General features: G+C 62.5%; 5 protein-coding genes. 2 read left to right on the plus strand and 3 right to left on the minus strand.

Annotated features, from left to right (window positions below; translation table 11 throughout):
- Positions 1–51: 51 nt before the first annotated feature.
- The 3 genes from AC1DMG_RS20890 to AC1DMG_RS20900 are packed head-to-tail and all read right to left on the minus strand — an operon-like array spanning position 52 to position 1,781.
- A complete protein-coding gene (locus AC1DMG_RS20890) occupies positions 52–498 on the minus strand; it encodes a DUF1579 family protein (RefSeq protein WP_441604631.1) in 447 nt (148 codons plus the stop codon).
- Positions 499–501: 3 nt separating this feature from the next.
- Positions 502–1,419, minus strand: coding sequence for a sensor domain-containing protein (locus tag AC1DMG_RS20895; RefSeq protein WP_441604630.1), 918 nt, complete (start codon positions 1,417–1,419; stop codon positions 502–504).
- Positions 1,419–1,781: a PadR family transcriptional regulator gene (locus AC1DMG_RS20900; RefSeq protein ID WP_046972573.1), complete on the minus strand. Its 363-nt coding sequence runs from the start codon at positions 1,779–1,781 to the stop codon at positions 1,419–1,421. Before AC1DMG_RS20900 ends, AC1DMG_RS20895 begins: the two co-directional genes overlap by 1 nt.
- 385 nt (positions 1,782–2,166) lie before the next feature.
- Between AC1DMG_RS20900 and AC1DMG_RS20905 the strand changes: the two genes are divergently transcribed.
- Together AC1DMG_RS20905 and AC1DMG_RS20910 are read left to right on the plus strand one after the other, a co-directional pair.
- Entirely contained in the window at positions 2,167–3,138 is a 972-nt protein-coding gene (locus AC1DMG_RS20905) for a chromate resistance protein ChrB domain-containing protein (protein ID WP_441604629.1), read from the plus strand.
- Positions 3,139–3,171: 33 nt separating this feature from the next.
- On the plus strand, positions 3,172–3,521 hold a 350-nt coding region (locus AC1DMG_RS20910), incomplete at its 3' end, for a twin-arginine translocation signal domain-containing protein (RefSeq protein ID WP_477181035.1).

Below are 3,521 nucleotides of genomic sequence, written 5' to 3' on the forward strand. Positions count from 1 at the left end.
GGTGAGCGGCAGCCCTACCCCTGTGGGAGCGCACCCTGTGCGCGACGCTTTTCACCCACAACGGCCATAACGCCCCGTCATCACCAACTCCCAACTCACGCCACCATCAAACGAACTCTCGAGCTTCAGCGTAAACACCTCATCGCTCTCGAACACGTACACATGTCGTGTCTGCCCGCGCGGTGAACTGCGCACGAAGGTCAGCCGCTCGCCATTCCACAATCCCGGCGCCGGCGTGCCCGGCACGAAGCCGTAGCTATCGAACCAATAGAGGCTGTACTGATCATGCTCGGGTTCGGCCACGAACACTGCGTGTACCCGCAATGACGGCTTGCCGTCGCGTTCCTCGCGGTAGTCCTGGATCAGCACGCGCCCATTGAGTTGCATGTGCGCCGAGAACCAGCCCATCGCCACTCCGCCTTGTCCCCAGCGCGTGGTGGCGATGGTTTCCTCGCCCTGCCATTCGCCTGCGAGGCGGGTCAGCATGTTCGCGGACATGACTCAGGCGCCCTCGTTCACGCTGCGCACCAGCAAGCCCTTGGCGATGGCGCCGTGCAGTTTGCCCAGGCCGCGCACCATATGCAGCGTTGCGAACAACAGGAACACGCCGCCGATGCAGGTGAGTATGGCCAGCGGCCAGTAATTGTTGTCGCACAGCCAATGCGGGATGCCGCATTGCAAGTAGATCACATCGGCCACGCTGAGCGCCTTGAGGATCGGCGTGGCGATCAAGCCCAGCGAGATGCTCAGGAAGGTGATGGTGAGCGTGAAATACAGGATGCCAAGCGGCAGCATCAGGATCATGTAGAACATCGTGGTCCAGGTGCGGCCATCGGTGAAGATCGCACCCACGCGCCCCCAGAACGACTTGCTGCCGTTCGTCGGATACGGCGGGCGACGCGGCATGCGCACGCCAAGCATGGTTTCCACGATGCGCCCTTCCAGCAGCGACAGCGCACGCACTGTGCCGAGGAACAAAATCATGAAGGGAATGCCGATCACCAGCACTGCCAGACCCAGCGAAAGCGAAAGCCCGGTCACGGCCCACGTGAAGTAGAAGATGCCCGTGCCCAGTGCCAGCAGCATGTAGAACAAGGCGCCCCAGGTATGGGAATCGACCGCGACGCCAAAGAAGCGGCCCAGTGCCGAGCGACGACGCGGCACCGGCGGCGGACGCAGCGCGCGCTGGATCTTGATCTCCTGGTCGCGATAGATATCGGCAACCTCTTCCGGCGCGCCATAGGTGCTCACCACGTGGGCCAGCATGTCCGCTTCGCTGCGCTTGGGGTCTTCGGCCAGCTCGGCGCGCAAGTGTTCCTCGGCGTCGTACAGCGCATCCTGGATCAAGGCCGGATCCGCGCCCTTGAGCGCAGCGCGCAACTGATTCAGATATTCGGCAATCGTGCGTGGTGCGTTCATTACACCCCTCCTTGCAAAACCCCGTCGACAGAATCGCGCGTGGCCGCCCAGGCTTGCACCCAGTCGCGCAACACCTCGCGCCCTTGTTTGGTGATGCGGTAATAGCGCCGCGGCGGACCGCTGATGGAAGGCTCCACCTCGCTGGCCAACAACCCCGCCCCTTCGAGATTGCGCAGCACCGGATACAGCGCGCTCTGCTTGCCGGCGAGCACGCCTTCTCCCACCTCTTCCAGCCGCTTGGCGATCTGGTAGCCATACATCGGCTGCCGCGACTGCCCCAGCACCGCCAGCAGCACCAGCGACACCGTGCCCGCCGACAGCTCCTTCTGGAATTTCTTCAGATGGCTGCTGTTGTCTTCCACGCCCCACCCGCACTGCTACTCATCATGGAGTGAACAATAGTGTGAAGTTCGTACTAGTGCATGGGTATGAAGTCATGGGAGGCCGCTCCAGATACAAACATTGGTGTCAGAGGGGGGTACAGACATTGGTGTCAGCGCGCTTAGGCGGCTGAGGGGACACGCGGCACCTCGGGACTCGGGGATCAGTTCGCGTGGGTCGGGCGACGGGCTCAGCTCGGCCGCCTAGCTCCCGGACTTGATCGCCTAGGCCGATTTTGACCTTCCCCACCGTCGATGCCGAATGCGATCCCATGCTGTATGTCGTGGTCGCCGGACGCGCGCCGGCCTAGCACCCCGAGGCGAGATAGCTTGTATTAACTCCTACAGATACGTAGAGTTCGTGACCATGCATAAGGCACGAAGCTGGCTGCTGTTGATTCTCACCTTGCCGACCGAGAACGCCACGGCGCGCATGCGCTTCTGGCGCGCTCTGAAAGCGATGGGCTGCGCGGTGCTGCGTGACGGGGTCTATCTGCTGCCCCAGGCCCCTCAACACCGCGAGGCGCTGCAGGAGCTGGCCGACGCCATCGTCGAAGCCGGCGGCACGGCCATGCTGATCGACACCTCAAGCCGCGATGAGACCCAGGACATGTTGTTCCTCGGCCTGTTCGATCGCAGCGAGGCCTACACGGAATTCGGCCAATCGCTGTCCACGGTGCGCAAGTCGCTATCGGGCCTGTCCGCACCCGAAGTGAATCGCCTGCTACGTCGTTTGCGCCGCGAGTACGACGCCTTGCGAGCCATCGATTATTTTCCTGGCGAGGCTACGGTACGCGCCGAAGCCACGTGGAGCGATTTCGTAGGCGTCGTCGATATGCTGCTTTCACCCGACGAACCACACGCCGCCCATGGATCGATTGCACGGCGAAATATCGGCGACTACCAAGCTCGTACATGGGCGACGCGGCGGGGCCTGTGGGTAGACCGCGTTGCCAGTGCCTGGCTGATCCAGCGCTTCATCGATACACAAGCGCGCTTTCTATGGCTGGAGAAGCCCTCGGCCTGCCCAAAAAAAGCGCTGGGCTTCGACTTCGACGGTGCAGCCTTCACCCATGTTGGCGAACGCGTGACCTTCGAGGTGCTGCTGGCCAGCTTCGGGCTGGACGACGATCGCGGCCTGTTACGCCTGGGCCAAATGGTGCACGTGCTCGACGTCGGCGGTGCGCCGGTGCCGGAGGCGGGTGGCTTTGAAGCCTTCCTCGGCGGTGCGCGCGAACGTGGCCTCAATGACGATCAACTGCTCGAACAGGCGGGCTACGTACTCGACTCCCTCTATGCCCATTTCGGCAAAAGCGATACCCAACAGAAGCGCTCATGAGCCGCTCTCCGCGATGCTGCATGTAGCGATGCCATGAATGTTTTCCGTCCCCAAGGAAATAACGCCATGAACAATGATTCTCGCCGCCAATTCCTGCAAACCGCCTCAGTCGCCGTGGCCGGTGCCATGCTAGCTGGCACGGTTCAGGCCGCCGACCAAGTCGGTGCTGCCGCTGGCGCGACGACAGTCGCCAATCCTGCTTTCACGCCGCGGCACCAGCCCAAACCGCTGCCGTTCGATCCGACCAAACTGCACGGCATATCCGAAAAGTTGATCCGATCGCACTGGGAGAACAACTACGGCGGTTCGGTGAAAGCGCTGAACACCGTCAAGCAGAAGCTGGCCCTGGCCCTGACCGACAAGGAAACGCCGCCCTACGTCTA

It is taken from the genome of Dyella sp. 01N36 (assembly GCF_056399745.1).